This window comes from Pigmentiphaga sp. NML030171 (genome assembly GCF_002188635.1).
Classification (GTDB): domain Bacteria; phylum Pseudomonadota; class Gammaproteobacteria; order Burkholderiales; family Burkholderiaceae_B; genus Pigmentiphaga; species Pigmentiphaga daeguensis.
The window spans coordinates 63,475-88,253 of the sequence record NZ_NINX01000043.1; the positions used below are offsets into that span (position 1 = coordinate 63,475).

General features: G+C 67.6%; 26 protein-coding genes. 5 read left to right on the forward strand and 21 right to left on the reverse strand.

The annotated features are described in order from the left end of the window. Positions 1-6: 6 nt before the first annotated feature. From CDO46_RS22310 to CDO46_RS22350, 9 genes are all read right to left on the reverse strand, one after another. Entirely contained in the window at positions 7-237 is a 231-nt protein-coding gene (locus CDO46_RS22310) for a recombinase-like helix-turn-helix domain-containing protein (protein ID WP_207958609.1), read from the reverse strand. Beyond that, positions 234-557 carry a hypothetical protein gene (locus CDO46_RS22315; RefSeq protein ID WP_087840789.1) on the reverse strand — a complete coding sequence of 108 codons (324 nt, stop codon included), beginning with the start codon at positions 555-557 and terminating at the stop codon, positions 234-236. Before CDO46_RS22315 ends, CDO46_RS22310 begins: the two co-directional genes overlap by 4 nt. 9 nt (positions 558-566) lie before the next feature. Further along, a complete protein-coding gene (locus tag CDO46_RS22320) occupies positions 567-1,526 on the reverse strand; it encodes a VOC family protein (RefSeq protein WP_087840790.1) in 960 nt (319 codons plus the stop codon). Positions 1,527-1,655: 129 nt separating this feature from the next. After that, positions 1,656-3,131, reverse strand: a complete 1,476-nt coding sequence (locus tag CDO46_RS22325) for an aldehyde dehydrogenase (protein WP_087840867.1) — start codon at positions 3,129-3,131, stop codon at positions 1,656-1,658. A 6-nt stretch (positions 3,132-3,137) separates the two neighbouring features. Then, positions 3,138-4,817: a thiamine pyrophosphate-binding protein gene (locus CDO46_RS22330; RefSeq protein WP_087840791.1), complete on the reverse strand. Its 1,680-nt coding sequence runs from the start codon at positions 4,815-4,817 to the stop codon at positions 3,138-3,140. After that, positions 4,810-5,607, reverse strand: a complete 798-nt coding sequence (locus CDO46_RS22335; protein WP_087840792.1) for an SDR family oxidoreductase — start codon at positions 5,605-5,607, stop codon at positions 4,810-4,812. The genes CDO46_RS22330 and CDO46_RS22335 overlap by 8 nt, the downstream gene beginning before the upstream one ends. After that, entirely contained in the window at positions 5,607-6,449 is an 843-nt protein-coding gene (locus tag CDO46_RS22340; RefSeq protein ID WP_087840793.1) for an IclR family transcriptional regulator, read from the reverse strand. The genes CDO46_RS22335 and CDO46_RS22340 overlap by 1 nt, the downstream gene beginning before the upstream one ends. Positions 6,450-6,595: 146 nt before the next feature. Beyond that, positions 6,596-6,913 (reverse strand): chaperone modulator CbpM, encoded by a 318-nt coding sequence (locus CDO46_RS22345; RefSeq protein ID WP_087840794.1) that lies wholly within the window; start codon positions 6,911-6,913, stop codon positions 6,596-6,598. A 2-nt stretch (positions 6,914-6,915) separates the two neighbouring features. Then, positions 6,916-7,845: a DnaJ C-terminal domain-containing protein gene (locus CDO46_RS22350; RefSeq protein WP_087840795.1), complete on the reverse strand. Its 930-nt coding sequence runs from the start codon at positions 7,843-7,845 to the stop codon at positions 6,916-6,918. A gap of 256 nt (positions 7,846-8,101) precedes the next feature. Between CDO46_RS22350 and gluQRS the strand changes: the two genes are divergently transcribed. Next, positions 8,102-8,992, forward strand: a complete 891-nt coding sequence (gene gluQRS / locus CDO46_RS22355) for a tRNA glutamyl-Q(34) synthetase GluQRS (protein ID WP_087840796.1) — start codon at positions 8,102-8,104, stop codon at positions 8,990-8,992. A gap of 43 nt (positions 8,993-9,035) precedes the next feature. On the opposite strand, the gene CDO46_RS22360 is transcribed toward gluQRS, so the two are convergent. Next, positions 9,036-10,436: a DEAD/DEAH box helicase gene (locus CDO46_RS22360; protein ID WP_087840797.1), complete on the reverse strand. Its 1,401-nt coding sequence runs from the start codon at positions 10,434-10,436 to the stop codon at positions 9,036-9,038. Between the two features lie 182 nt (positions 10,437-10,618). On the opposite strand from CDO46_RS22360, the gene CDO46_RS22365 reads away from it, so the two are divergent. After that, a complete protein-coding gene (locus CDO46_RS22365) occupies positions 10,619-11,353 on the forward strand; it encodes a glycosyltransferase family 2 protein (RefSeq protein WP_087840798.1) in 735 nt (244 codons plus the stop codon). Between the two features lie 27 nt (positions 11,354-11,380). Further along, positions 11,381-12,457, forward strand: coding sequence for a DNA polymerase IV (dinB, locus tag CDO46_RS22370; protein WP_087840799.1), 1,077 nt, complete (start codon positions 11,381-11,383; stop codon positions 12,455-12,457). On the opposite strand, the gene CDO46_RS22375 is transcribed toward dinB, so the two are convergent. The 10 genes from CDO46_RS22375 to sugE all read right to left on the reverse strand — a co-directional run bounded on the left by CDO46_RS22375 (position 12,424) and on the right by sugE (position 20,559). Then, a complete protein-coding gene (locus CDO46_RS22375) occupies positions 12,424-12,633 on the reverse strand; it encodes a heavy-metal-associated domain-containing protein (RefSeq protein ID WP_087840800.1) in 210 nt (69 codons plus the stop codon). The genes dinB and CDO46_RS22375 overlap by 34 nt on opposite strands. Before the next feature lie 56 nt (positions 12,634-12,689). After that, positions 12,690-13,940 carry a TIGR03862 family flavoprotein gene (locus CDO46_RS22380; protein WP_087840801.1) on the reverse strand — a complete coding sequence of 417 codons (1,251 nt, stop codon included), beginning with the start codon at positions 13,938-13,940 and terminating at the stop codon, positions 12,690-12,692. A gap of 19 nt (positions 13,941-13,959) precedes the next feature. Then, the gene (locus CDO46_RS22385) at positions 13,960-14,790 is read right to left on the reverse strand and encodes an IclR family transcriptional regulator (RefSeq protein ID WP_087840802.1); all 831 of its coding nucleotides are present in this window, start codon (positions 14,788-14,790) and stop codon (positions 13,960-13,962) included. Positions 14,791-14,873: 83 nt separating this feature from the next. After that, a complete protein-coding gene (locus CDO46_RS22390) occupies positions 14,874-15,644 on the reverse strand; it encodes an SDR family oxidoreductase (RefSeq protein WP_243724445.1) in 771 nt (256 codons plus the stop codon). A 21-nt stretch (positions 15,645-15,665) separates the two neighbouring features. Continuing rightward, a complete protein-coding gene (locus tag CDO46_RS22395) occupies positions 15,666-16,514 on the reverse strand; it encodes an ABC transporter permease (RefSeq protein ID WP_087840804.1) in 849 nt (282 codons plus the stop codon). Beyond that, positions 16,514-17,509: an ABC transporter substrate-binding protein gene (locus CDO46_RS22400; protein ID WP_087840805.1), complete on the reverse strand. Its 996-nt coding sequence runs from the start codon at positions 17,507-17,509 to the stop codon at positions 16,514-16,516. Before CDO46_RS22400 ends, CDO46_RS22395 begins: the two co-directional genes overlap by 1 nt. 62 nt (positions 17,510-17,571) lie before the next feature. Then, on the reverse strand, positions 17,572-18,357 hold the full coding sequence (locus CDO46_RS22405) for an ABC transporter ATP-binding protein (protein WP_087840806.1): 786 nt from the start codon (positions 18,355-18,357) through the stop codon (positions 17,572-17,574). 370 nt (positions 18,358-18,727) lie between these two features. After that, entirely contained in the window at positions 18,728-19,273 is a 546-nt protein-coding gene (gene folE / locus CDO46_RS22410) for a GTP cyclohydrolase I FolE (protein WP_087840807.1), read from the reverse strand. Positions 19,274-19,422: 149 nt separating this feature from the next. Next, complete coding sequence (gene murI / locus CDO46_RS22415) at positions 19,423-20,229, reverse strand: glutamate racemase (RefSeq protein WP_087840808.1); 807 nt, start codon at positions 20,227-20,229, stop codon at positions 19,423-19,425. 15 nt (positions 20,230-20,244) lie between these two features. Then, positions 20,245-20,559, reverse strand: a complete 315-nt coding sequence (gene sugE / locus CDO46_RS22420; protein WP_087840868.1) for a quaternary ammonium compound efflux SMR transporter SugE — start codon at positions 20,557-20,559, stop codon at positions 20,245-20,247. Between the two features lie 320 nt (positions 20,560-20,879). On the opposite strand from sugE, the gene gdhA reads away from it, so the two are divergent. Then, entirely contained in the window at positions 20,880-22,223 is a 1,344-nt protein-coding gene (gdhA, locus tag CDO46_RS22425) for an NADP-specific glutamate dehydrogenase (RefSeq protein WP_207958610.1), read from the forward strand. Between the two features lie 197 nt (positions 22,224-22,420). Here the strand turns inward: gdhA and CDO46_RS22430 are convergent, their stop codons facing one another. Then, positions 22,421-23,632, reverse strand: coding sequence for an AI-2E family transporter (locus tag CDO46_RS22430; RefSeq protein ID WP_087840810.1), 1,212 nt, complete (start codon positions 23,630-23,632; stop codon positions 22,421-22,423). A gap of 108 nt (positions 23,633-23,740) precedes the next feature. Between CDO46_RS22430 and CDO46_RS22435 the strand changes: the two genes are divergently transcribed. Next, the gene (locus tag CDO46_RS22435) at positions 23,741-24,739 is read left to right on the forward strand and encodes a DUF4105 domain-containing protein (RefSeq protein WP_207958611.1); all 999 of its coding nucleotides are present in this window, start codon (positions 23,741-23,743) and stop codon (positions 24,737-24,739) included. Positions 24,740-24,779 lie beyond the last annotated feature (40 nt).

Consider the following 24,779-nt stretch of genomic DNA (forward strand, 5'->3'; position numbering starts at 1 on the left):
GACTCCTCAGGCGGTCTCGGCCAGGCGGGCCAGTTCGGATTGCAGCAGTTCCTCGGTCCAGGGCACGCCGTTGGGGGCCGGGGGGCCGGCATGGTTCAGGTAGTCGACGATGGGAGCCAGTTCATGCTTGCCCGCCGCGAACGCGCGCTCGAGCGAATCGCCCAGCAGGCTTTCCCATTCCGTGGGAGTACGGCGCCGCGCCTGATGCGGTTCCAGATAACGGTCTTCTTGCATCATTTACCTCCGTTGCGTACGCGTTCGCGGATGCGTTCGCGAACGGGAACAAAGTCATAAGTGGGATAGCACTCGGTGCGGAACACGCCCCAGGCCGAGCGCTCGAGCTCGACATTGACCGTGGCCAGCAGATGCGGCGGCACCTCGAGCGTCACGATCTGCCCCAGCCCCATCGCCACGGTCCAGGACACGATCTTCACGCCCTCGGGCGGGAACCGTTCCCACCAGTCGGCTTCTTTCAGCTTGGTCTGGACCGCGTCCAGATTGTTCGACTGATCGTGCTTGAGCAGCACGGTCAACATCACATTCGCCGGCTCGGCCATACGTCGCCCCTATTTCTTCTCGGTAAGAAACTTGCCGTCGGGCGCCTTGGCGTTCTTCTGGCGGCGGGTGTTGCCGTCCAGGCCGCCGTCGATCGCCCATTCGGCGAACACCGTGGGACCGGGCTCGAAATCGCGGGCTTCCCACTCGGCGTCCAGGTAGTCGTCGTCGGCGTAGTACTCGATCAGGCCGCCGCCCGGGAAATTGAAATACCAGAAGTAGGCCGACGATATCGGATGGCGGCCCGGGCCGAGCTGCGTGCTCCAGCCATGGCGGGCCATCGCCATGCCGCCGCCGAACACCTCGTGGATGTCGCGCACGGCGAACGCCACGTGGTTCAGGCCGGCGCGCGGCTGCGGCGGCTGCAACAGGAACAGGTCATGGTGGCCGCCCTCGGGCGCGCAGCGCAGGAAGGCGCCCTTGCCCGGATAGCGGTCGGAAGCCACGAAACCGAAGTTCTCGGTGTAGAACTGCTCGCAGGCCTTCACATCCTTCACGAAGAACACTACGTGGCCGACCTCGATGGGCGTGGCGCGCTCGTAGATCGGGCTGCGCTGGTTGCGGCGGGCCTTGGTGCCCCAGGTGTTCATGCCCGGGCTGTCGAGGTCGATGTCGATCTTGCGGGTGGTCTGGAAACGTACCGCCAGGCCGTTGGGGTCGGTACAACCGACCCGCCCGCCTTCGTTCACGTAGCCCGGCTTGTCCTTCAGGCGAGCGGCGAAGCGCTCCAGCACTTCGTCGCTGGACACGCCCCACACCACTTCACGCAGCGTCGGGCCATCCTCGATCGCCGGCGGCAGGCCCGGGAAATCGGTGGTCTTCACGATCACCCGGCACTTGTTCATCGACTCGAACACCAGCGACTTGTCGGTTTCCTCGGCCAGCGTCAAGCCCCAGTCGGACAGGAACTGTTTGCACGCGGCCAGATCGTCGGCGCCGTAGGTGATTTCGTCTATACCCAATACGTCCATCATATCTCTCCAAAACTTGGTGCTCCGCACCAAGACGCCCCACCTAGACCAGGGCACGAAGGATCCGGCTCCGCCGGTCCTTCGCCGCCCGCCCCCTGGGGGGCGCGCGTAAGCGCGTAGGGGGGAGCCCTACACTGCCCAAGGCAAAGGATTCTGGTTCATGCCCCAGTACATGCCTTTCTGTTCCATGTACTGCAGGATGCCGAGTCGGCCCTTCTCGCGACCCAGGCCGCTGTCGCGCCAGCCGCCGAACGGCGTGGAAATCGAGAAGAACTTGTAGGTGTTGATCCACACCGTGCCGGCCTGCACGGCGCGGCCCACGCGCCAGGCGCGCTTGTAGTCGCGCGTCCAGATACCGGCGGCCAGCGCGTACACACTGTCGTTGGCCTGCTCGATCAGGTCCTCTTCGTTGTCGAACGGCATCGCCACCAGCACCGGCCCGAAGATCTCCTCCTGGCTGATGCGCGCCCGGTTGTCCAGGCCCTCGATGATGGTGGGGCGATAGAAATAGCCCTTGTCGTAGATGCCGCCTTCCGGACGATGTCCGCCGGTGCGGATGCGGCCGCCCTCGGACACGCCCAGCTCGACGTAGCGCTCGATCGATTCGCGATGGCGGCCGGTGATGAGCGGGCCCATCTGGGTACGCTCGTCGGCAGGGTCGCCCACGCGCAGCGCCGCGGCGCCCTTGGTCAGGCGGTCCAGGAACTGCTCGTAGATGGACGAGGCGACGAACAGGCGCGATCCGGCGATGCAGGATTCGCCCGACGAACTGAAGATGCCGTACAGCACGCCGTTGACGGCATGGTCCAGGTCGGCGTCCTCGAACACCATGGTGGGCGACTTGCCGCCCAGTTCCAGAGACACCGGCATCATCTTGTCGGCCGCGATGTGGGCGATGTGCCGGCCGGTGGTCGTGCCGCCGGTGAAGGACACGCGCTTGACCAGCGGGTGCTTGGTGATGGCGTCGCCGATGATCGAGCCCTTGCCCGGCAGCACGCTGATGATGCCCTTGGGCACGCCGGCCTCTTCACAGATGGCGGCTAGGTCCAGGGCCATCAACGGCGTGACTTCGGCGGGCTTGACCACCAGGGCGTTGCCGGCGGCCAGCGCCGGGGCCATTTTCTGGGCCTCGCTGGCGATGGGCGAGTTCCAGGGGGTGATGGCGGCCACCACGCCCATGGGGTCGTACACGCTCATGGAAACGTAGTCGCCGCGCGACGGCGTGATCACTTCCTCCAGCGTCTCGCAGGCGGCCGCGAAGAACTGGAAGGTACCCGCGGCGCTGGCCACCAGCGCGCGCGTCTCGCTGATGGGCTTGCCGTTGTCCAGGCGCTGGCGCTGGGCCAGGTCCTCGGCGCGCTCGCGGATCAATTGCGCGATCCGGTACAGCACGGCGGCGCGCTCGTGCGGCTTGCGCTGGGCCCAGCCGCTGGTGCGGAAAGCCTTGTGCGCGCCCTGGATCGCCTCTTCGACGTCGTCCAGGCTGGCCGCGTTCAGGTAGGCCACGGGCTCGCCGGTGGCCGGATACACGGTCGCGTAGCGGTCGCCGCCGCCCTCGCGCCAGACGCCGGCGACGCAGATGGGAAGATTCTTGTCGGAAATCAGCATGGTTCAGGCTCCCGCCTTGTCGGTCGCGGCCTTGACCGGGGGACCCGCGAACTTGGTGTTGAAGCCGCCGACCGACAACATGTCGATCTCGACGATGAACGGGCCCTTGGCGGCCAGGCCCTGCCTGAGCGCGCCTTCCAGCTCGTCCAGGTTCTTGACGCGGGCATGGCCCAGGCCCATGGACTGCGTCAGCAGCGCATAGTCGGGGGTATGCAGTTGCACGTAATGCTTGCGCCCGCCATAGACCGCGTCCTGGATGTTCTTGATGACGCCGTACGACTGGTCGTTCATCAGGACGATGAGCATGTCGGCCTGTTCCTGCACGGCCGTCGCCAACTCGCCCAGGTTCAGGATGAAGCCGCCGTCGCCGGCCAGCGTGAAGGTCTTCTTGCCCGAGCCGGTCACGGCCGCGCCGACGGCGGCGCCCACGCCCATGGCCAGGCCCAGCCCGATGCCGCCGCCCAGGGCATGCACGCCGGCCTTGGGCTCGTGCAGGCAGGGCAGGCGGTTGCCCCAGATGCTGTTGGACAACGTGACGTCGCGGACCCAGTTGAAGGACTCGCCCACCACCGACTGCAAGGTGTCGATCAGCCGGGTGTACGGGCCGACGTCATCGCGCAGCTTGGCCATCGCGGCCTGCTTGGCGGACCGGATGTCGTCCAGGAACTTGGGATCGACCGACATCTTGCCTTCCAGGCGGTCGGCCAGGCCCTTGAGCGCCAGCGTCGCGTCGCCGTTGACGAAGAAATCGGTGGTATAGGCGCGGCCGTCCGCCTGCGAATCGGCGTCGATGCGGTACCGGGTCGCGGGCAGCTTGATCGCGTACTTCAGCGTCTCGTTGCTGCGCAGGCGCGAGCCGACCACCAGCAGGGCGTCCACCGTCTGGTAGAGGTTCTCGACCGGCTTGGCGACCGTGAACGAACCCAGGCAGGCCGGGTCGTTTTCCGGGATCACGCCGCGGCCCTGCGTGCTGGTGATCACGCCGAAGCCCATCTTGACCAGACGGCGCACCTGTTCGCCGGCCTGGCGGGCGCCACCGCCCAGCCACAGCAGCGGGCGCTTGGCCTGGGCCAGGCGGTTGGCCAGTTCGTCCAGCGCGGCCTCGGACGGCGCCAGGGGCACCACGGGCAGCGGATTCAGGTCGGCGGGTTCGTCGATCAGCGCGGCCTGCACGTCGATGGGAATCTCGATGCTGACCGGGCCGGTGGGCGCGGTCATGGCGATCTGCACGGCGCGCTTGACGATGCCGATGGCGGTCTCGGGCGTACGGATGCGGAACGCGGCCTTGGAGACGGCCTGCAGCATGTCGAGCTGATGGTTGGCTTCGTGGATGAAGCCCAGGTTCTGGTCCAGGTAGGGGCTGTCGATCTGGCCGGTCAGGTGCAGCAGCGGCGTGCCGGCGGTGATGGCTTCGACCATCGAGCCCGCGGCATTGCCGGCGGCGGTGCCGGTGCTGGTCACGGTCACGCCCAGGCCGCCGGTGGTGCGGGCATAGGCGTCGGCCATGTTGGTCGCGCCCGCCTCGCCCCGGGCCATGACGAAGCGGATGTTGCCGCGTTCGCCGAAGGCGTCCAGGATGGGCATGTTGTGGATCGAGATGACCCCGAATGCCGCCTTGACGCCGCAGTTCTCCAGGAACTGCGCAATGGCTGCGCCGACGGTGATACGGTTGACATTAGGCATGACGGCAAACCCCTCCGGAAATATCGATATGGCTGCCCGTCGTGTAGGAAGACAAGGGCGTGGCAAGGAAGAAAATGGCCCGCGCGGGCTCTTCGGGGCGGCCCAGGCGGCCCAGCGGGATCTGTTTCTCGGCGGCGATGCGGCCCGTCCATTGTTCCCAGGTCAAGGAGCGATCCTTGCGCTCTTCGTAGCGGCGGCGCCATTGGCCCGATTCCACCAGTCCCAGCAGGATGCCGTTCACGCGGATCTTCTTGGGGGCCAGTTCGAAGGCCAGCGAGCGCACCAGGTTATGGATGCCGGCGCGCGCGGCCGACGTGGCCACCATGTGCGGTTCGGGCTGGATCGCCAGGAGCGAGTTCACGCACACGATCGCGGCGTCCTCGCTCAGTGAAAGCTGCGGGATGAAGCTGCGGGTCGGGTTGATGACCGAGAAGAACTTCAGTTGGACTTCGTCCAGCCACGCCGAGTTCTCGGTGCTGGCGAACGTGGACACGCGGCCCTGGCCGGCGTTGTTGACCAGGATGGACGCCGTTCCCAGTTCTTTCTGCACCTGGGCGGCGAAAGCCTCGACCTGCTCGGGCACCAGCACGTCGCACCGGGCCGCGAGGATGCGGGCGCCGGGAAAGCGCGCCAGCAGGCCTTCCCTGGCCTGGTCGAGCTTGTCCTCGTTGCGGCCGCAGAAGGCGACTGCAGCGCCGGCTTCCAGCAGCAAGCCGACCGTCGCGAGTCCGATGCCCGAGGTTCCCCCCGTGACGACGGCGACCTTCCCGTCAAGCTTATACATAGTCATCAGGCAACCATTCCGTTCAGTTTTTCATCGAGACCGTAGGCGGCATCCTGCCCACGGTAGTTGAGCAAAGAAGAAAGTTCGGCGGCGCTTTCGCAGACGCTGCGCGCCAGGCGCTCCAGGCGTCCGGCCTCGAGCGGCACGGCGGGCATCGCCACGCCCAGCGCGGCGGCGATGGCGCCGCCCTGCTCGCGCACCGGCGCGGCCAGGGTGGAGATGCCCGACTCGAAGAAGCCTTCGTGCAACAGATAGGGCCGCCGGCGGTCCTGCACCAGCAGCGCGTGCAATTGCTCCACCGAGCGGGGCGTGAACGCGTTGACGACGGGCAGCGTCCCCTGCGGGTACAGCTCGCGCAGCGCTTCCAGGGACATGTCGGCCATCAGCACCCGGCCCAGCACCGTGGCATGGGCCGGCAGGCGCGTGCCGACGTTCACCGAGCTGGCGAGGGGCGTGTTGGCGGCGGCCTTGGCGACGTAGACGATGTCCGCGCCGTCGCGCACCACCAGATGGCAGGAGAGATTGAATTCGTTGCGCACCCGCTCCAGCAGGGGCGCCCCCAACTGGGTCAGCTCGAGCGAGGCGAGGTACTCGAAGCCCAGGCGCAGCACGGCCATGCCCAGCGAATAGTCGCGGCCGTTGTCCGCGCGATGGATGAAGCCCATGCGCTCGAGCGTGGCCAGCAACCGGAATACCGTGGTGCGGGGCACGCCCAGCCGACGCGCCAGTTCGGGCGCGTTCATGGCGCCCTGGGCCTGGCCGACCTCGCACAGCACCCGCAGGCCGCGCTCGAGGCCGGGAACGACGTACTTGTCCTGCGGGGTTTCCTGGGGGGAAAGCGGGTTCACGGCGCGCGCTGGGGTTCGGACGAGTGGCTAAGGGATGCGCATGGATATCGTTTCAAATATGAACTGACAATCCATACACGGAACAGAACGAAATATAGCCGCTCCGCCCCTTCGTCGGCACTAGGGTAAACCCGAAATCGTGGTATTCAGCGGGCTTCGGCGTCCAGGCCCAGCACACGCAGCCGCGCGCGCAGCCGCCGTATCTCGTTGCTCATGTCGAGGATCAGCGCCGCCGCGTCCAGGCTGGCATCGAAATCGCGCTGCAGGTCGCGGGCAGCCAGCGCCCGCCGCAGCGCGGCGCTGTCGAAGCACCAGTCGGCCGGACGGCCGCTGGCCTCGATGATGCCGACCTTGACCAATTGCAGCACCCAGGCTTCCTCGGCGCCGCAGGCCCGGGCCAGGTCCCCGGTGCTGAGCGGCTGGTCCTTGCCCACCAATGTGGCGGTGACGGCCACCGTCTTCATCGTCAGTCTCCCAGGTTCCGGCGCGGGTCGAAGGGTATTTCCTGCGCCAGGTGTCTATAGGCGGCCTTCGCCTTTTCGGTATCGGCGGGCGGCCAGGCGATCTCCAGCACCAGATAGAGGTCGCCGGCCGGGTCGCCCGGGATGCCCCTGCCCTTCAGGCGCAGCTTGCGGCCGTTGCGCGAGTTCGCCGGCACGCCGACCTCGACCGGGCCGTGCGGCGTGGGCGCCCGCACCGTGGCGCCCAGCGCGGCTTCCCACGGGGCCACCGGCAGGTTCATGTACAGGTCGCGGCCCTCGGCCCGATAGCGCGGGTGGGGCTTGATCCGGACCTCGAGATAGAGGTCGCCATTCTCGCCGCCACCCAGGCCGGGCATGCCCTGCCCCGCCAGCCGGATGAACTGTCCCTCGCGAATCCCGGCCGGGATGCGGACGCTCAGCGTGCGCGTCTGCAGCCGGGGCTGGCCGTTCTCGTCGTGGCCGATGGAGCGCAGCGAGATGTCGCGGGTCGCGCCGTGCAGGGCGTCGTCGAGGTCGATCTCGATGGCGGCGTGATGATCCTCGCCCCGGGCGCGCATCTGCGCGCCGCCCGGACGATGGCGCGCGCCGAACAGCGACGAGAAGAACTCGCTGAACGCGGCGTCGTCGCGAGGACTGGCCCCGCGGAACTCGAATCCGCTGTCCCAGTCGGGCGGAGGCCGGAAATCGCCGCCGGGCGAGACGCCGGCCGCCAGGTTGTCGTAGGCGGCCCGTTTCTCGGGATCCTTCAACACCTGGTAGGCCTCGTTGACGTCGCGCATGCGCTGCTCGGCGTCGGCCTCCTTGCTGACGTCCGGATGGTACTTGCGGGCCAGCTTGCGGTAGGCCTGCCGGATATCGTCGTCCGACGCCCCCTGCTCGACGCCCAAAGTAGCGTAGTAGTCCTTGAACTCCATAGCCGCGGTCTCGCAAAGTAAAGTGCGCCCCCTGCCGTGGGATGGACCCGGCGGCCGAAGACGCCGGCCCGGCACACCGCCGGGCCGGCCAGTTACTGTCTTATATGTGGGACACGCCGACCGATTTCAATCGTCGGGGGCGAAGACCGGCCTTCGTCCGTTTCCAGTCTATCAGGGCGGGCCGGACAGCAGAACCTCGTTGATTTGTGCCGTATCCTTCGAGGACTTCATTCGAACTCAAGGAACGGCGTCCCTCATGCACGCGCCATCGGACTACGTCGGCCGCTTCGCCCCCAGCCCCACCGGCCCCCTGCACCAGGGCTCGCTGGTGGCCGCGCTGGCCAGCTACCTGGACGCCCGCGCCCACGGCGGGCGCTGGCTGGTGCGCATCGAGGACCTGGACGCTCCCCGGGTCGTGGAAGGCGCCGACCGCGTCATCCTCGAGCAACTGCGCGCGCTGGGCCTGCACTGGGACGGCGAGGTCCTCCACCAGTCCTCGCGCCACCAGGCCTACCGCGACGCCTTCGATGCGCTGCGGCGGCAGGGCATGGTCTACGCCTGCGGCTGCACGCGCAAGGAAATCGCCGACTCCATCCTGAACTCGCGCGGCTACCTCCCGCCCGGCGAGCTGCCCTATCCGGGCACCTGCCGCGACGGGCTGCACGGCAAGCCGGCGCGCGCCTGGCGGCTGCGCGTGCCGCCGGGCGACGTGCGCATCGAAGATCGCTGGATGGGGGTGATCGAGCAGGACGTGGCGGCCGACGTGGGCGACTTCGTGCTTTTTCGCGCGGACGGGATGTGGGCCTACCAATTGGCCGTGGTGGTGGACGATGCCTGGCAAGGCGTCACCGACGTCGTCCGCGGCGAGGACCTGCTCGGATCGACGCCCAGGCAGAAAGTCCTGCAGACGCTGCTGTCCCTGCCGGTTCCCCGCTGGATGCACGTGCCGGTGGTGGTCAATGCCGACGGGCAGAAACTGTCGAAGCAGACCGGCGCCGCGGCGATCGATACGCGCCGGCCGTTGGCCGCGTTGCAGGAGGCATGGCGCCACCTGCAATTCGAGCCGCTGCCGGCGGCGGACGCCCCGGCCTTCCTGGCCGAGGCCACGGACCGCTGGGCGCGGCGATGGGAAATACGCGGGGGGTGAGGCCGGGGCGCGGCCGGCGCCCCGATCATGCGCGGCGAGAAACTCAGTCCTTCTTGCCGCCGCCCAGCAGCACGGCCAGCGGCCGCTTGGCGGAGGTGCGCGCCGGCACGGGAGGCGCCTCGGTGCGGGCAGGCTCGGCGCCGGCCGCGGGCACGTAGGGACGGAAGAAGAAATCGTCGACGGGCTTGGACGGCGGCTCGTAGCGATGGCGTTCGCCGCGCTCGCCGCGTCCGCCATGGCCACGGACCGGACGCTCGCCGCGCGACGAGGCCAGCAGCGAGGCGGGCAGGTCCAGCTGGCCGCGCGGGATCTGGCGCTTGATCAGCTTCTCGACGTCGAGCAGGAACTTCTCTTCCTCGGGCGTGAACAGCGCGATGGCCTCGCCCGTGGCGCCGGCGCGGCCGGTGCGCCCGATGCGGTGCACGTAGTCCTCGGCGTTATAGGGCAGGTCGTAGTTGATCACGCAGGGCACGCCGGCCACGTCCAGGCCCCGGGCCGCGACGTCGGTCGCCACCAGCACTTCCAGCTCGCCGGCCTTGAAGGCCTCGAGCGCCTTCATGCGATCGGCCTGGGTCTTGTCGCCGTGGATGGATTCGGCGCGCACGCCGTCGCGCTCGAGCTGCCGCGCCAGGCGGGCGGTGCCGATCTTCGTGTTGGAGAACACGATGACCTGCTTCAGGCCGCGCGACTTGACCAGGTGCACGACCGCTGCACGCTTGGCGTCGCCGCTGAGCTTGTAGGCGATCTGGCTGACGGTGTCGGCGGTGGCGTTGCGTGCCGCGACCTCGATCTCGACCGGCTGCGTCAGGTACGAGCGCGCCAGCTTGCGGATCTCGTTGCTGAAGGTGGCCGAGAACAGCAGCGTCTGGCGCTGCTGGGGCAGCAGGCGGATGATGCGCTCGAGATCCGGCAGGAAGCCCATGTCGAGCATCCGGTCGGCCTCGTCCAGCACCAGCATGCCGACCTGGCCCAGGTTGATGGTCTTTTGCTCGACGTGGTCGAGCAGGCGCCCCGGCGTCGCGATCAACACCTCGCAGCCGCGCCGCACTTCTTCCTTCTGCGGGCCGATGTCGACCCCGCCGAAGACCACGGCCGCGCGCAGGGGCGTGAACTGGCTGTAGCGCTTGACGTTGTCGGCCACCTGGTCGGCCAGCTCGCGCGTGGGCGTAAGGATCAGCGCGCGGACGGGATGCCGTGCCGGCGAGGCGCTGTGGTTGGCCAAGGGCATGAGCCGATGGAGGATGGGAAGGGTGAAAGCCGCGGTCTTTCCGGTTCCGGTTTGCGCTGCGCCCATTACGTCGCGGCCGCTGGTGACGACCGGAATCGCTTGCGCCTGGATAGGCGTCGGAATGGTGTACCCGGTGGCGACGACCGCCTTGAGTATGTCGGGGTGCAGGCCGAAATCGGCAAAAGAACTGGGCCCTGATGCCGCTGTATCTGTCATGGTGGGCGGACCACCAATGCCGCAACACGATGATGCGTATCAATAGTCCAGAAAAATCAAAGACTTAGATTTTACCCCAAAAGCCGCCCTGTCAGCCAGGAAGAAAAACGGCGGCGACCTGGCCCGCCGCCTCGCCCCACCATGCTGTAATGGCGGCATCGCCACCCTGCTCCGCATGCGCCATGCGCCTGTCCGTCATCATCATCGCCCGCAACGAGGCCCGCAATCTGGCCGACTGCCTGGAATCGGTCCGCTTCGCCGACGAAATCGTCGTGGTCGACTCGGGCAGCACCGACGAGACGGTGGACATCGCGCGCAGCCTTGGCGCCCGGGTCGAGGTCACCTCGGACTGGCCGGGCTTCGGCCCGCAGAAGAACCGCGCGCTGGCCCTGGCCACCGGCGACTGGGTATTGTCGCTGGACGCCGACGAGCGGGTGACGCCCGAACTGGCCGCCGCCATCGCCGACACCCTGCGCGCTCCGCGCCACGATGCGTACGACATGCCGCGGCTGTCCAGCTTCTGCGGCCGCTTCATCCGGCACAGCGGCTGGTGGCCCGATCGCGTGCTGCGCCTGTTCCGGCGCGGCACGGCGCGCTTCAGCGACGACCTGGTGCACGAGAAGGTGGTCGCCGACGGCGAGGTGGGGCACCTGGCGCCGCATCTGCTGCACTACACCTATCCCGACCTGGACAGCGCCATCGCGAAGATGAACCGCTATTCCACCGACAGCGCGCAGGCTTTACACGCGCGCGGCCGGCGCGCCGGCATGGGCGCGGCGATCGGCCATGGCGCCTGGACCTTCGTGCGGCTGTACCTCTTCAAGCGCGGCTTCCTGGACGGCCGCCATGGGTTCCTGCTCGCGGCCACCGCGGCCGCCGGCAGTTTCTATCGCTACGCGAAGCTCAGCCTGAAGTAGGCGCGGAGGCAAAACCGGCGAGCGGCCATGCGCAAGATCATCCACTGCGATTGCGATTGCTTCTACGCGTCGATAGAAATGCGCGACGACCCCAGCCTGCGCGGCCGGCCGCTGGCCGTGGGCGGGCGCCCCGAGACCCGCGGCGTGGTGGCCACCTGCAACTACGAGGCGCGCAAGTACGGTATCCATTCCGCGATGTCGTCGGCACGCGCGGTACGGCTGTGCCCGGACCTGCTCATCATTCCGCCCAGGATGGAGATGTATCGCGTGGCCTCGGCGCAGATCATGGACATCTACCGCGACTACACCGAACTGGTCGAGCCGCTGTCGCTGGACGAGGCCTACCTGGACGTGACCGGCAGCAACCGGCTGCGGGGCAGCGCCACGCTGATCGCCAGCGAGATCCGGCAACGCGTGGCGCAGACCGTCGGCATCACGGTCTCGGCGGGCGTCGCGCCCAGCAAGTTCGTGGCCAAGATCGCCAGCGACTGGAACAAGCCGGACGGTCTGTTCGTGGTACGCCCCCAGGACGTGGACGCCTTCGTGGCGGCCCTGCCCGTGTCCAAGCTGCACGGCGTGGGCAAGGTGACCGGCGCGCGGCTCAAGACGCTGGGCGTGGAAACCTGCGCCGACCTGAGAGCGTGGGAACACGACCGGCTGCGCGAGGAATTCGGCGCGTTCGGCGAACGCCTGTACGACCTGTGCCGCGGCATCGACCACCGCGAGGTCTCGCCCACCCGCGAGCGCAAGTCGGTAAGCGTGGAACAGACCTTCGTCACGGACCTGCACACCCTGGAGGCGTGCCAGGAACTCCTGCGCGAGATGCTGGACCAGCTCGACGCGCGCGTGCGCCGCGCCGACGCCCAGAACCACATCCAGAAGCTGTTCGTGAAGCTGCGCTTCTCGGACTTCAACCGCACCACCGCCGAGGGCGTGGGCGCGGCGCTGGACGAGGAACAGTTTCGCATCCTGCTGGCCACGGCCTTTCGCCGCAACCCCCGCGCCGTGCGGCTGATGGGACTGGGCGTGCGCCTGGGCACGCCCGGCGGACAGCTCGCGCTGTTCGGCGATCAGCCTACGGTTTCGGAACCCGACACCGTATAGCCGGCCTCTTCGATCAGCTTGGCGATGCGCGCGGCATCGCCGGCCTGGTCGACGCGCACCTTCCCGGCACCCAGGTCGACCTCGACATGGGCCTGGGGATAGGCGGACTGCACCGCCTGGGTAACGGACTTGACGCAGTGTCCGCAGCTCATTCCCTGCACCTGGAATTCAAACATGGCATGACTCCTTTCGTGATGGTGTAGCCAGTATTTCCCTTCCCACGATGGCAAGGTCAAGCGCCGTTGCGCCGCGCCAACCAACGGGCCGCGCCCAGCCCCGACCAACGGCCGCTGGCCAGGCAGGCCGTGAGCAGATAGCCCCCGGTGGGCGCCTCCCAGTCCAGCATTTCGCCGGCGCAGAAGACACCGGGCAGCGCACGCAGCATGCCGTGCTCGTCCATGCCTTCGAACGCCACGCCGCCCGCGCTGCTGATGGCCTCGTCGATCGGGCGCGGCGCGCGCAGCGTCAACGGCAGCGATTTCACCCAGGCGGCCAGCCGGACGGGATCCTGGAAATCGGCGGCCGGCACGATTTCGCGCAGCAGGCCCGCCTTCACGCCATCCACCTTGATGCGCGCGCGCAGATGGTTGGCCATGGACTTGCTGCCGCGCGGCCACGCCAGTTCCCGCGCGACGCGCTCGAGGCCAAGCCCGGGCGCCAGGTCCAGCCTCAGCTCGGCGCGGCCGTGCCGGGCAATGGCCTCTCGCAGGCGGGCGGACGCGGCGTAGATGAGGCTGCCTTCGACGCCATAGTCGGACACGACGAACTCGCCGCTTCGGCACCAGTCGCCCTGGTCATCGGACATGGAGAGCGTGACGGCGCGCACGGGCTGCCCAGCGTAGCGCTCGCGCAAGTGCGGGCTCCAATCGATCTCGAAACCGCAGTTGGCCGGCACCAGCGGCTCGACGCGCACGCCGCGCCCGGCCAGCCACGGCACCCAGGCCGCATCCGAGCCCAGCCTCGGCCAACTGGCCCCGCCCAGGGCCAGCACCACCGCGTCATGGCGATGGGCCGTGCGGCCACCGGGCGTATCGAAGGCCAGCGCGCCGTCCGCCTCCCATCCCAGCCACCGATGCCGCATGTGCAGGCGCACGCCCCGTTCCCGCAGGCGATGCAGCCACGCGCGCAACAGCGGCGCGGCCTTCATCTCTTTCGGAAAGACCCTGCCCGAGGATCCGACGAACGTATCTATGCCCAGGCCTTCGGTCCAATCGCGTACGGCCTGGGCGCCGAACGCCTCGAGCATGGGAGCTAGCACGCGGGCCCGGTCGCCGTAGCGGGACAGGAACGCCGCGTGGGGTTCGGAATGGGTGATGTTCAGGCCGCCTATGCCGGCCAGCAGGAACTTGCGGCCCGCCGACGGCATGGCGTCGTAGACGTCCACGGCGATGCCGGCCCCGGCCAGCACCTCGGCCGCCATCAGGCCGGCGGGCCCGGCCCCCACCACCGCGGCGCGGGCAGACACGGTCAATGGCGCCGCCATGCCCGGCATTCCGCCCCGGTCACAGGTTGGCGACCCGGCCCATGGCCTGCATTTTCTCGGGCGAATAATTCAGGAGGCGCGACAACTCCATGGCGGTGCTGCGCACCCGCGCCACCAGGTCGTCGATGCGCTCGGGCTCGAAGCGCGACGAGGGAATCGTTGCCCCGAGCGCGGCGACGATGCGGCCGGTGGCGTCGCGCACCGGCGCGGCGATCGTCGAGACCCGGGCCTCGAAGAAGGCCTCCTGCAGGACATAGCCGCGCTGGCGATCCTTCTGCACCAGCTCGTAGAGTTCCATCACGGTCGTGGGCGTGCTGGAGGAATAGCTTTCCAGGTGCTTCTCGGGAAACAGCTCGCGCAGTTCGTCCAGCGTGAGGTCTTCCAGCAGGACGCGGCCCAGCACCGTGGCATGCGCCGGCAGCCGCGTGCCGACGTGGACCGAACTGGTGAAGGGCGTGGGCGCCGACGACTTGGCGACATAGACGATGGAGCGGCCGTCGCGCACGACCAGGTTGCACGAGAATCCGATCTCGCCGCGCAGGCGCTCCAGCAGCGGCGCCCCCAGCTCGGTCAATTCGAGCGAGGCCAGGTATTCGAAGCCCAGGCGCAGCACCGCCAGCCCGAGCCGGTAATCGTGCCCGCCCTCGGCGCGCTGGACGAAGCCCATGGATTCCAGGGTCATCAGCAACCGAAAGACCGTGGACCGCGGCAGGCTGAGGCGGCGCGCCAGCTCGGGCGCCGACAGCTTGCGGTCGACATGGCTGAATTGTCCCAGCAGCAACAGGCCGCGCTCCAGCGCCGGAACCAGATACTTGTCCTGCGCGACCTCCGAAATGTTCCCTTTGCTCATGGTGTGACCGACTGTCTGTATGGCTCGCGGACGGAATGATACCGGTCCCGACAAGCGGCGCCGGCCACACCGCTGGCCTTTTTTCAATTCATCACGAATCCACCGTTGACCGGAAGCAGTTGTCCAGTCACGAAGCGCGCGAGGTCGGACAGGGCGAAAAGGACCGAACCGCTCACGTCCTCGGGCACCTGCTCGCGGCTGATCGCGCGCTGGTCATGGTAGAGCCGGTGCCGGGCCTCGGGCACGTACTCCGTCGCCTCGACCAGGGTCAGTCCGGGCGCGATGGCGTTGACGGTGATGTCGTCGGCGCCGAACTCGCGCGCCAGCGACCGCGTCATCGCCGTGACCGCGCCCTTGCTGGCGACGTAGGCCAGCAGGTTGGGCGCGCCCCACAGCGCGGTGTCGGACGCCAGGTTGACGATGGCGCCGCGCCCCGACGCCTTCAGCGCCGCATGGCAGGCGACGGACATCAGCCAGGTGCCGCGCACGTTGACCTGCATGACCTTGTCCCACACCTCGACATCGAGCTGGTGCGCGGTGCGCCCGCCCGAGTTGGTGATGGCAGCGTTGTTCACCAGCCCGTCCAGCCCGCCCAGCAGTTCGACGGCGCGCGCCGCGCACCGCTCGACGGACGCCTTGTCGCCCAGGTCGACCTCGATGCCGTGCACCGGGAAACCGCGCGCCTGCAGCGACTCCACCGCCTGCTTCAGCGTGTCGGCCAGGATGTCCGCCATGGCCACCTGCGCGCCGGCCTGGCACAACGCCACCGCGAACTCGTAGCCCAGCCCGCGCGCCGCGCCCGTCACCAGGACGCGGCGGCCCCGCAGAAGATTACCGATAGTGCTTGAATCCAACTTTGCTCCCATTACCCGCGCTCAGACCGTGGTGGTGGCCGCGCGCGGCAGATAGTGAAGTACCCGCTTCTCGGCCCAGACGACGCCCGCGTAGGCGACGATGCCGATCAGCGTGAGCACCGCGATCGTGACGAACACGGCCGAAGTGTTGCCCTGCCCCTCGCCGTCGACCAGCAGGAAGCCCAGGCCCAGATTGCCCCCGACCAGTTCGCCCACGGTCACGCCGATGACGGCCAGCGTCGAGGCGATGCGCAGTCCCGAGAACAGCGCCGGCAGCGCCGACGGGAACTCGACCAGGCGGAAGATCTGCCAACGGCTGGCATTGAGCGTGCGGACCAGGTTGACCATGTCGGGATCCACGGTGCGCACGGCCGACAGCACGTTGATCATGACCGGGAAGAACACGATCAGGATCGCCACCAGGATCTTCGGATAGATGGTATAGCCCAGCCACATCACGAACAGCGGCGCGAACGCCACCTTGGGCGCGATCTGCAGCGCCAGGATGTACGGCGACAGGATCGATTCCGTGGTGGGCGACAGGCCCAGCACCACGCCCACCACCAGGCCCAGCAGGGCGCCCAGGATGAAGCCGACGATCACCTCGAACGCGGTGATGCCGCTGTGCATGAGCAGCTCGCTGTTCTGCCACATGTGGCCGAACTCCTGGACGACCCGGCTGAAGCGGGGCAGGATGAATTCCGGCATGTTGAGCAGGCCGGGGCCCCATTCCCAGGCGGCCAGGAACACCAGCAGGACCAGCACGCTGCCGCTGGCCGTGGCGACCTTGCCCGAGAAGAACGGCCGGGCCGCCGGCTTGGCGGCGCCCGCCACGGCGGGCGCGTTTTCATTGGATACGGATACAGACATTACCGCTCAACCCCGACGAACTGGTTCGTATAAAGATCGGTCAAGGGCGCGGCCTTGGACACGATGCCTTCCGACACGTAGAACTTCTGCACCTCCGCCAGGCGGGCGGTATCCATCTGGCCCAGCACCTTCTGGTCGGCGTACACGTACTTGTTGTACAGGCGCAGGATGCGCTCGAGCTTCTCTTCCTTGCCCTTGAAGGCCGGCGCGGCCTGCGCGTAGGTGGCGGCGGCGCTCTTGGGATCCTTCATCACGTCCTGCATGCCGCGCAGGGTCGCGCGCACCAGGCGCTTGATCAGGTCCGGATTCTTCTTGATCGTCTCGTCCGAGGCGATGATGGCCTGCGCCATGCTGTTGAAAGGCTTGTCGATCTTCAGGTATTCGACGTTGCCGTTGGTGGCCTCGTCGGCATCGACCAGCCAGTCGGGCGTGGCGGCCATGCCCTCGGACTTGCCGGCGGCGAACAACTGCCAGACGCCGGCCGGGCCGGCTGCCTGGATGGACACATCGTTCTTGCTCAGGTTGTACTTCTTGAGCGTGCCCAGCAGCGCGTAGTAGGTCGTGTCGCTGTAAGAAATCACGGTCAGGGTCTTGCCCTTGAGGTCGGCCACCGACTTGATCGGGCCGTCCTTCTTGACCGCCAGCGCCGACAGCGAACCGGCGCCAAGCACGGCGACGGCCTTCACCGGCACGCCGTTGGCGCGGACGATGATGGGCGTGTCGCCGATGGCGCCGCCGATCACGGCGTTGCCGGCGCCGATCTGCTTGGCGACGTCGACGCCGCCCTTGCCGAGCACGAAATTGACCTTGATGTTCTCATCGGCGTAGTAGCCGCGCTGCTGCGCGATCATCCACGGGGCGAAGGCCGGCAGCGTGGGCGGGGCGGGCAACAGATAGTTCACTTCCTCGGGCGCGGCGTGGACGGCGAAGGGCGACGCGGCAACCACGGCGACGGCGGCCAGTTTGAAGCTGAACGAGACCAGAGCGTTTTTCATAGGGCTTCCTGTAAGAATGGGCGCCCACGGGCGCGACGTGCGAGATCGGGGGGACGGGCGGTTCAATGCAGTTCGGCGGTTTCCTTGCCCACTTTCAGCAGTTCCATCAACCGCCCCTGCAGCGGGCCGATTTCCGGCAGCTTGCGCCGCTCCAGCGGGTTGTCCCGCATGGGCAGGTCGACGATGATTTCCTCGATGATGGTGCCGGGGCGCTCGCTCATCACCAGCAGGCGATCGGACAGCGCGATGGCCTCCACCAGGTCGTGGGTAATGAACAGCGCCGTCTTGCGTTTCTCGTACACCATCTTGGCCAGGTCCTGCTGCAGCACCATCTTGGTCTGCGCATCCAGCGCCGAGAAAGGTTCGTCCAGCAGCAGCACCTGCGGGTCGACGGCCAGCGTCCGGGCCAGGGCGGCGCGTTGGCGCATGCCGCCCGACAACTGGTAGGGGAAGTGTTCCTCGAATCCCTTCAGATGGCACTTGGCCAGCAGTTCGTCCGCGATCACCCTGCGCTCGCGGGCGGGGGCGCCGTCGATCTCCAGCCCCAGCTCGACGTTGGCCCGTATGGTGCGCCACGGCATCAGCAGGTCTTTCTGCAGCATGAACGCCACCTTGCGCACGGGCTTGGTGACGCGCTCGCCGCCCACGTAGACCTCGCCCTCGCTGGGCAGGTAAAGGCCCGCGCCCATGTTCAGCAACGTGCTCTTGCCGCAGCCGGACGGACCGATGATGGACACCACCTCGCCGCTGCGTATGCTGAGATTGACGTCCGTGACCGCGGTACGGGGCTGTCCCGTCTGGCGGTCCATGAAGCGCTTGCCAACCTTGCGGAACTCGATTTCATTCATGTTGCGGGCCTGTAGGAACCGGGTCTCGATTCAGCGGCGAACGGGAACGGAACCGCCCCGCCCCCGCGGTTGCGGGGGGCCGGACACTGCGATAGTGTTATTCCATCGCTGGGCCGGCATCGTTCGTCGTCTTAAATACGAAACCTCATCTCATATACGGAACAGTGGCAAAAATATAGCGCCTCGATTTTGGAGGCGCGACTGGGGTAAACCACTACCTAAGGCCTAGCAAACACCGGGCCAGGTCCAAGACCGGCCCCTGTACCGAGCAGGACGCGCCATGGCGGTGCGGCCTTGCACCATCCATGGTCAGAGAAACAGTGGGGGCGCACCCGTCCGGTGCGCGGCCATGGCGGACCGGCCGACCCGGTCAGCGGATCAGTTCGAGGAATTCGGCGCGCGTCGAGGGGTTTTCGCGGAATGCGCCCAGCATGACCGAACTGACCATGGAAGAGTTCTGCTTCTCGACGCCACGCATCATCATGCACATGTGCTGGGCCTCGATGACCACGGCCACGCCCAGGGCATCGGTCACCTGCTGGACGGCCTCGGCGATCTGCAGACACAGATTTTCCTGAATCTGGAGGCGGCGGGCGTACATGTCGACGATGCGCGCGACCTTGGATAGCCCCAGCACCTTGCCGTTGGGCAGGTAGGCCACGTGGGCCTTGCCGATGAAGGGCAGCAAGTGGTGCTCGCACAGGGAATACAGTTCGATGTTCTTGACCAGCACCATTTCATTGGTGTCGGACGAGAACAGGGCGCCGTTGACGATCTCGTCGAGGTTCTGCGTATATCCCTGGCACAGGTATTTCATGGCCTTGGCGGCGCGCTTGGGCGTATCGCGCAGGCCCTCCCGGCGCGGATCCTCGCCGAGCTGTTCGAGTATGGACGTGTAGTGCTGTTCGAGCGACATGAAGGTTCCCGAGGTATCCGTGAAGACGGCGGCGCTGGGACCGGCCGGGCGCGGCGCGAAGGCCCGCGGAAGGCGTGAGGATACCCCATCGCCTGCGACGGAGCCGGAAAGGCCCTACCCCGCTCCCGAGTCGGGGCCGCCGTGCGGTCTCAGCAATATTGCAGGGGAAGGCGCTCGACCGTGGTCTCCCGCCCGGTCAGGCGGGCGATGCGCCGCGCGACCTCGGCCGGATCCCCGCTGGTCATGAAGGCCACGCCGCCCTCGCCCGCCTCGCGCGCCAACCCATGGGCCAGCAATTGCCGCTGCAACTGGCGGGCGAACGGCACGCCCGTCTCCAGCACCGCCACGTCCGGCCCCACGTGGCGCCGGATCGGCTCGATCAGGAAGGGAAAGTGCGTGCAGCCCAGCACCAGGACGTCGGCGCCGCGCTCGACCAGTTCGGCCAGCGGCTCGGCCACCAGATGGTCGCGGTCCGGCGTCCAGCCTTCTTCGGCCAGCGACACCCAGCCGGGACAAGGCTTGAGCAGCACATCCACGCCGGGCGCCTCGCGCCGGACCAGCGCGTGGAAGCGGTCGCTCAGGAGGGTGCCCGTGGTGGCCAGCACCCCTATCACCCCGGAACGGGTCAACCGCACGGCCGGCTTGACAGCGGGCTCGATGCCGACGATGGGCAGTTCCGGGTAGCGGTCGCGCAGGGCATCCACCGCGACCGCCGTGGCGGTGTTGCAGGGGATGGCCACCGCCCTGGCCCCATTCGAAAGGAAGAACTCCGCCAGGCGCAAGGCGCGCGCCACGATGTAGGCCGGCGTCTTCTCTCCATAGGGCAGGTGGCCGCTATCGGCCACGTACAGCAGGTCTTCATGGGGCAACGCCTGCCGGATGGCGCTCAGCACGCTGATGCCGCCCACGCCGGAGTCGAAGATGCCCAGGGGTCCGTCGTGAACGGCGAGGGTCATGGGATGAAATGCACGCTAGGAAGCCAGTTTCAGCCCTATGATACCTGCGACGATCAGCCCCAGGCTGACCAGGCGCGCCGGGCTGGCAGCCTCGCCGAACAGCAGGATGCCCAGGGCGGCAGTCCCCACGGCGCCAACCCCCACCCAGATGGCATAGGCGGTTCCCACGGGCAGCGTGCGCATCGCCACGCCCAGCAATCCCATGCTGACGACGATGGCGGTGACAGTGCCCACCGACGGCCACAGCCGCGTGAATCCATGCGTGTACTTCAAGCCGATCGCCCAGCCGACCTCCATCAGTCCGGCGATGATCAAAAGGGTCCAAGCCATCATTTTCTTCCTGGTTGCGGGGCCGTCCCCATTCGTCATGACCAGCGGGGTCGTCCCCGCGTCGCTCCGTCCCTATTTAAACGCCGGGAAACGCTTCAGCACCATGCTCCGTCCCTTTTTAAAAATCGCACTAAATACGTGCATAAAGTCGTCGTTTACCGACATGATGACGGAAAAACGCGATTACAATGCCGCGTTTTTTCGGTGCAACGCACCACATCAGAGCAATTGCCGCACGCAAAAGGTGCAGCCCTCGATGCCGCTCGCAGCTCGCTGCGGCAGGACGACCCCAAGCGCCCGGACATTCAACGGAGCCGATATTGAAACACGCCAGCCTAGACAGCTTTCTCTCGCAGGTCGCCCTGCGCGATCCTCACCAGCCGGAGTTCCTGCAAGCCGTCAAGGAGGTCATGACCAGCCTCTGGCCTTTCCTGCAGAAACACCCGCGCTACGCCGAACATGGCCTGCTGGAGCGGTTGGTGGAATCCGAGCGCATCATCCAGTTCCGCGTCTGCTGGGTCGATGACCGGGGCCAGACCCAGGTCAACCGCGGCTTCCGCATCCAGCACAACTCGGCCATCGGCCCGTTCAAGGGCGGCATGCGGCTGCACCCGTCGGTCAACCTGTCGATCCTGCGCTTCCTGGCATTCGAACAGACCTTCAAGAACTCGCTGACCACCCTGCCCATGGGCGGCGGCAAGGGCGGCTCCGACTTCGACCCTAAGGGCAAGAGCGACGGCGAAGTCATGCGCTTCTGCCAGGCCCTGATGGCGGAACTGTACCGCCACCTCGGCCCCGACACCGACGTGCCCGCCGGCGACATCGGCGTGGGTGCGCGCGAAGTGGGCTTCATGGCCGGCATGATGAAGAAGCTGTCCAACAGCGCGTCGGCGGTGTTCACCGGCAAGGGCCTGGCCTTCGGCGGCAGCCTGATGCGTCCCGAGGCCACCGGCTACGGCACCATCTATTTCGCCGAGCAGATGCTGTATCGCAAGAACCAGAGCTTCGACGGCAAGTCCGTGTCGATCTCCGGCTCGGGCAACGTCGCGCAGTACGCCGCCGAAAAAGCGCTGGACCTGGGCGCGAAGGTCGTGAGCCTGTCCGACTCCGACGGCACGCTGTACGTGAAGGACGGCATCGGCGTCGACATGCTCAAGGAGATCATGGACCTCAAGAACGTCCAACGCGGCCGCCTGGCCGACTTCGCCTCGCGCAACAAGCTGTCGTTCGAAGCCGGCAAGCGCCCCTGGCACATCCCGGTCGACATCGCCCTGCCCTGCGCCACCCAGAACGAACTCGACCACAACGACGCCGAGACCCTGGTCCGCAACGGCGTCCTGTGCGTGGCCGAAGGCGCGAACATGCCCTCGACGCTGGAAGCCGTGGACGTCTTCACCCGGGCCGGCACCCTGTACGCCCCCGGCAAGGCCAGCAACGCCGGCGGCGTGGCCGTGTCGGGCCTGGAAATGGCGCAGAACTCGCAACGCCTGTCGTGGCACCACGCCGAAGTCGACGAGCGCCTGCGCGCCATCATGAAGGACATCCACGAGAACTGCGTGCGCCACGGCAGCCGCGCCGACGGCTCCATCAACTACGTAGACGGCGCGAACATCGCCGGCTTCGTGAAGGTGGCCGACGCGATGCTGGCGCAAGGGGTGTATTAATTCAGTCCCCCCCTACGCCCTTACGGGCGCCCCCCCAGGGGGCGATGCGCGAGGACCGGCGGAGCCGGATCCTCCGCATCCTGGGTCTAGTACGGTTATCCTGGTTTGGAGCAGTGATGCTTCGCTGGCTGCCAGCAGTTGGAAATGAAGAAAAAATGGCCTCGCTTTGTGAAAGCGAGGCCATTTTGTTTTGCCCCCTACCCAGGGCGCCGCGGATCCGGCTTCGCCGGTCCGCCAGTGCCGCCCCCTTGAGGGGGAGCGGCCGGAGGCCGCATGGGGGTGGGCTTTCCTTCCGGTCCGCCAGTGCCGCCCCCTGGGGGGCGCGCGTAAGCGCGTAGGGGGGGGCTTCCTCTAGGGGGGCTTTCCTCTCGTAGCCATTCGCGCCAGATCGCGACCAGCAGGGCCATCAGGACCGGGCCGACGAAAAGGCCGACCAGGCCCATGGTTTGTACGCCGCCCACCAGGCCGATGAAGGTAGGCAGGAAGGGAAGCTTGACGGGGCCGCCCACCAGGCGGGGGCGCAGGGTCTTGTCGACGATGAAGAGTTCCAGCGTGCCCCAGGCGAACAACCCGATGCCGGCGATGAGCTTGCCCGAGCCGACCAGGTACAGCGAGACCATGGTGAAGGCCAGCGGAGCGCCGCCGGGCACCAGGGCCATGAAGCCGGTGATCAGCCCCAGCAGGGCCGGCGACGGCACGCCGGCTATCCAGTAGGCCGTGCCCAGCACGACGGCTTCGCCGATGGCGATCAGGCCCATGCCGGTCACGGTCGCGCTGATGGTGGCCGGCACCACGCGCGAAAGCCGGGTCCAGCGCACCGGCAGTACCCGTTCGCCCACGGTATCGAGCTGGCCGACCATGCGCTCGCCGTCCTTGTAGACGAAGAACAGGATGATCAGCATGAACACCACCGTCAGCGCCAGGTGGAAGACATTGCCCGTGGTGGACAGCACCACGCGGTAGATGTTGCCCAGGTGCTCGCCGCTGATCAGTTGTACCCAGGCGCCCAGCGCATGCGGCCGCGACAGGTGTTCTTCCCAGTATCCCGCCAGGCGCTCGCCGATCAGCGGCAGCCCCGTCACCCAGTGCGGAACGGCCAGGCCTTCGCGATTGGCCTCGAGCAGCCAGCGGATGAGGTTGCTGGCCTCCTGGATGGCATAGGACAGCCCGTAGGCGAAGGGCACGATCAGCCCGACCACGATGACCAGCAGCGCGCCGGAGGCCGCCAGCGTCGTGCGCCCGCCGCAGACGCGGACCCAGCGCCGGTACAGGGGCCAGCTGGCCAGGCCGATGATCAGCGCCGCCAGGCCGGGAACGAGGAACCCGCTGAAGAAGTAGGCGCCGGCCAGCAGCATCAGGATCAGCAGCCAGCGGGCCACGAGGCGGGCGGAAAAGACAGGAAGCGTCATGAATGGTCGCGAGCGGTGAGCCGAGGAACGTCGCCGACAACTGTACCAGTTGGCAGGCGCATTGCGGGGGACTGCCGCCGGATGGCCGGCGGTGGTATGTTCCGGCCCATGCGCACATTTCTACTGTCGGCCCTGGCCGTCCTGGTCTTTCTTCCCACCACGCTCTGGGCGGCCTTCGCCCTGCGCTATCAGGTGCCCGGTCCGCTGCCCGTCAAGATCGCGGCGGCCGTGGCCGGCGCGGCCTTCGGCCTGGGCATGCTGTGGCTGGCGCTGGCGGGTCGCCCCGCCTGGGGCGTGGGCCTGTACGTCGTGGCCTTCGGCCTGCTGCTGGCCTGGTGGCACAGCATCGCGCCGTCGAACGACAGGGTCTGGGCGGACGACGTCGCGCAGATGACCACGGGCCAGGTCGACGGCCACGTGGTCACGCTGCGCAACGTGCGCAACTTCGACTGGCGCGGCCCGAACGACTACACCCCGCGCTGGGAGACACGCAGCTACGACCTGACCAGGCTGGCCAGCGTGGACCTGATCCTGTCCTACTGGACCATCGAGGCCATCGCCCACACCCTGGTTTCGTTCGGCTTCGAGGATGGCCGGCAACTGGTGTTCTCGGTCGAGATCCGCAAGGAACGGCACGAGAAATTCTCGTCCATCGGCGGTTTCTTCAAGGAGTTCGAGACCAGCGTCGTGGCGGCGGACGAGCGCGACATCGTCCGGGTACGCACCAACATCCGGGGCGAAGACGACTACCTGTACCGGGTGTCCATGCCTCGCGAGGCCATGATGTCCCTGTTCCTGGCCTACGTGGACGAGGCCAACAAGCTCGTGTCGAAGCCGCGTTTCTACCACACCATCACGGCCAACTGCACGACCATCGTCTACCACATGATGACCCGGATCATTCCGGGCCTGCCCATGGACTACCGACTGGTCCTGGCCGGCTACCTGCCCGGCTACATCTACGATGTGCGCGGGCTGGACACCTCGCACACGCTGGCGGACCTGAAACGGCTGGGCCGTATCACCCAGCGGGCGCGGGATGCCGACGCGGACCCGGACTTCTCCCAGGCCATACGGCGCGGCGTGCCAGGCATCGCGGCGCGGTAGCCGGCACTTATTTCCGGACTTTTCGCCCAGCGAAACAGCG

What these genes read in the sequence shown, in the direction of transcription:
- CDO46_RS22310 (WP_207958609.1), bottom strand. Translation starts at nt 237, where the DNA reads ATGATGCAAGAAGACCGTTATCTGGAACCGCATCAGGCGCGGCGCCGT.
- CDO46_RS22315 (WP_087840789.1), bottom strand. Translation starts at nt 557, where the DNA reads ATGGCCGAGCCGGCGAATGTGATGTTGACCGTGCTGCTCAAGCACGAT.
- CDO46_RS22320 (WP_087840790.1), bottom strand. Translation starts at nt 1,526, where the DNA reads ATGGACGTATTGGGTATAGACGAAATCACCTACGGCGCCGACGATCTG.
- CDO46_RS22330 (WP_087840791.1), bottom strand. Translation starts at nt 4,817, where the DNA reads ATGCCTAATGTCAACCGTATCACCGTCGGCGCAGCCATTGCGCAGTTC.
- CDO46_RS22335 (WP_087840792.1), bottom strand. Translation starts at nt 5,607, where the DNA reads ATGACTATGTATAAGCTTGACGGGAAGGTCGCCGTCGTCACGGGGGGA.
- CDO46_RS22345 (WP_087840794.1), bottom strand. Translation starts at nt 6,913, where the DNA reads ATGAAGACGGTGGCCGTCACCGCCACATTGGTGGGCAAGGACCAGCCG.
- CDO46_RS22350 (WP_087840795.1), bottom strand. Translation starts at nt 7,845, where the DNA reads ATGGAGTTCAAGGACTACTACGCTACTTTGGGCGTCGAGCAGGGGGCG.
- gluQRS (WP_087840796.1), top strand. Translation starts at nt 8,102, where the DNA reads ATGCACGCGCCATCGGACTACGTCGGCCGCTTCGCCCCCAGCCCCACC.
- CDO46_RS22360 (WP_087840797.1), bottom strand. Translation starts at nt 10,436, where the DNA reads ATGACAGATACAGCGGCATCAGGGCCCAGTTCTTTTGCCGATTTCGGC.
- CDO46_RS22365 (WP_087840798.1), top strand. Translation starts at nt 10,619, where the DNA reads ATGCGCCTGTCCGTCATCATCATCGCCCGCAACGAGGCCCGCAATCTG.
- dinB (WP_087840799.1), top strand. Translation starts at nt 11,381, where the DNA reads ATGCGCAAGATCATCCACTGCGATTGCGATTGCTTCTACGCGTCGATA.
- CDO46_RS22375 (WP_087840800.1), bottom strand. Translation starts at nt 12,633, where the DNA reads ATGTTTGAATTCCAGGTGCAGGGAATGAGCTGCGGACACTGCGTCAAG.
- CDO46_RS22380 (WP_087840801.1), bottom strand. Translation starts at nt 13,940, where the DNA reads ATGGCGGCGCCATTGACCGTGTCTGCCCGCGCCGCGGTGGTGGGGGCC.
- CDO46_RS22385 (WP_087840802.1), bottom strand. Translation starts at nt 14,790, where the DNA reads ATGAGCAAAGGGAACATTTCGGAGGTCGCGCAGGACAAGTATCTGGTT.
- CDO46_RS22395 (WP_087840804.1), bottom strand. Translation starts at nt 16,514, where the DNA reads ATGTCTGTATCCGTATCCAATGAAAACGCGCCCGCCGTGGCGGGCGCC.
- CDO46_RS22400 (WP_087840805.1), bottom strand. Translation starts at nt 17,509, where the DNA reads ATGAAAAACGCTCTGGTCTCGTTCAGCTTCAAACTGGCCGCCGTCGCC.
- CDO46_RS22405 (WP_087840806.1), bottom strand. Translation starts at nt 18,357, where the DNA reads ATGAATGAAATCGAGTTCCGCAAGGTTGGCAAGCGCTTCATGGACCGC.
- folE (WP_087840807.1), bottom strand. Translation starts at nt 19,273, where the DNA reads ATGTCGCTCGAACAGCACTACACGTCCATACTCGAACAGCTCGGCGAG.
- murI (WP_087840808.1), bottom strand. Translation starts at nt 20,229, where the DNA reads ATGACCCTCGCCGTTCACGACGGACCCCTGGGCATCTTCGACTCCGGC.
- sugE (WP_087840868.1), bottom strand. Translation starts at nt 20,559, where the DNA reads ATGGCTTGGACCCTTTTGATCATCGCCGGACTGATGGAGGTCGGCTGG.
- CDO46_RS22430 (WP_087840810.1), bottom strand. Translation starts at nt 23,632, where the DNA reads ATGACGCTTCCTGTCTTTTCCGCCCGCCTCGTGGCCCGCTGGCTGCTG.
- CDO46_RS22435 (WP_207958611.1), top strand. Translation starts at nt 23,741, where the DNA reads ATGCGCACATTTCTACTGTCGGCCCTGGCCGTCCTGGTCTTTCTTCCC.